The 2,406-nt window shown below is 66.4% G+C and carries 1 protein-coding gene; it reads left to right on the top strand.

Features of this window, described 5'->3' with window-relative positions; all coding sequences use genetic code 11:
• Positions 1-108 precede the first annotated feature (108 nt).
• Positions 109-2,406, top strand: a 2,298-nt coding sequence (locus tag FJY88_13625) for a M28 family peptidase (protein MBM3288365.1), incomplete at its 3' end; no start/stop codon positions are given.

Below are 2,406 nucleotides of genomic sequence, written 5' to 3'. Positions count from 1 at the left end.
AAGAGCGACTACCTCAGCGACGGAATCTGATGTAAAATGACAAGATAGGTCGGATTCATTCTGTCGACACGAGGCTCATGCCCGGCGGGCCGTCCCGCGGAGGTCTAGATGCTCAGGACACCATGGCACTGCATCGCCCTGATAGGTCTGCTCGCCCTTGCCCCGCTCGATGCGCCCTCCGCGCGCCAAGCGATCCCGCCGCCCGACGATGGGCGCGCCGCCCGGATCGTCGACGCCGACATGAAGGGGCTCGGGATCGAGCCGGGTTCCGGGCGGATCTTCGAGATCGATCGAAGGTCCCACCCCGCCCTCAACAGGGGCTGGGAGGCGATGCTCGCGGGGGCGCTGGACGATCCCGCGCTCGCGGACCTGCCCGACCTTCGCGCGATGAGGATCCTCCATCGGGAGGCCGACTGGGTTCTCGTCTGGCTTCGGGAGGACGACGAGAGGGCGCTGCGCCAGGAGGGGGTCCGTCTCAATCCGCCTCGCCCGCGTCCGGTCGAGCCCCGCGCGTTTCCTCTGGAGAAGGATGCTCTCGCTCCCTCGCTCACACTGCTCCAGAGCCTCGCGGCGGCGGTCAACATCGACCGGATGATGCTGCACCTCGATGCGATCGCCAAGCAGATCCAGACGCGCTACTACAACACGACGGGCATGCAGTCGGCTACGCAGTACGTCCTCGATCGCTTCAACGAGTACGGTCTCGACAACGCCTACTTCGACACATTCACCTACAACGGCTACTCGATCCGGAACGTCGTGGGTGTCAAGACCGGCTCCGTCTATCCGAATCGGATCTACATGATCTGCGGGCATCTCGACTCGACCTCTCCCCAGCCTTCGACGAACGCCCCCGGGGCGGAAGACAACGGGAGCGGATCCGTCGGGGTCCTCGAGGCCGCCCGATTGCTGGCTCCGCTCACGACCGAGTCGACGGTCTATTTCGTCTGCTTCACGGCGGAGGAGCAGGGCCTGATCGGCGCCGAGCACCTCGCGGCGATCGCCGATGCCCAGAACTGGGATTTGCGGGGCGTGCTCAACATGGACATGATCGGCTACGACACGGCCGGCGCCCCCGACCTCTGGATCGAGGGGTTCCCCAGCAATCCGGGCTCCGTCGCGCTCATGAACACGCTCGAGAGCGTGGCGAACGCCTACACGGACATGTCGGTCTACCGCTACCCGAGCACCGGATGGGGAAGCGACCACGTCCCCTTCAACAATCACGGATTCCCGGCCCTCCTCGCGATCGATTACGACTGGGAGGACTATCCCTGCTACCACCAGACCTGCGACGTCGTCTCCAACATCGTTCCCAACCAGCAGCGGAGGATGACCGTCGCCGTGACGGTGAGCGGCGCGCAGCTCGCGGTCCTGACCGGCTCCCTCGGCTCTGTCGACGGCCATGCCGACAAGACCGACTCGGGCGACGACTCGGGCGTCGAGATCGAGATCGTGGGGACACAGTACGAGCCGGGCCTCTCGACAATCGATGGGAGCTTTCTCCTGCCCGATCTGCTCCCGGGAACCTACACGCTGCGGGCCAGCGCGGTCGGCTACGCGACCGAGGAAGTGGCGGTCACGATCGCCGGCGGCCAGGCGACCCCGGTCACCGTCCTCCTCGACCCGGTCGCGGGGGGGAGGATTCTCGGCGTCGTGAGCCTTCAGGGAGGCGGGGATCCGAGCGGGTCGCGCGTCTTCGCCGGGGGGCAGGCGGCATACGCTGTCGCGGAGGCAACGGGCGGTTACGTCCTCGAGCCGGTCTATCCGGGAGTCGTGCCGGTGTCCGCCAACCATGAGGGATTCATGCCGGCCGTCACGACCGTGAACATCGCCAGCGGGCAGGAGATCGCGGGCGTGAACTTCACTCTGAAGCCGGTCTGGACCTTCGAGGACTCGAGCGAGGGACTCACGGCGAACGCCGGCTGGGCTTGGGGCGTAGACACGCAGGCCGGCGCCCACTCGGGAACCAAGGTCTGGGGCACGCGGCTGGGGGCGAACTACGACAACTGCGCCGACTACCGCCTGGATCTGCCTCTCCTCGATCTGCGCTTCTACGATACGGCGAGACTCCACTTCTGGCACTGGTACAGGACCGAGGCCGGCTACGACGGCGGAAATGTTCAAGTCTCCACCGACGGCGGCTCGATCTGGACGGTCGTCACGCCGGTGGGCGGCTATCCCGGCGCGCTCGCCGGGAGCTGCAATCCCCTGGCGGGACAGCAAGGATATCCGGGCATCGCCGCGAGCTGGCGGGAAGCGATCATCGATCTCGGCGCGTATGCGGGAAGCGCCATCAAGGTTCGCTTCTGCTTCGGCAGCGACAGCAACACCCGGGAGCGCGGCTGGTACATCGACGACATCTCTCTCGAGGGCGCTCTCGAGCCTGTGGGAGTTCCTGAGACG

This window comes from Candidatus Eisenbacteria bacterium (assembly GCA_016867495.1).
Taxonomy (GTDB): domain Bacteria; phylum Eisenbacteria; class RBG-16-71-46; order CAIMUX01; family VGJL01; genus VGJL01.
This window is presented reverse-complemented; position numbering and strand designations above follow the sequence as displayed.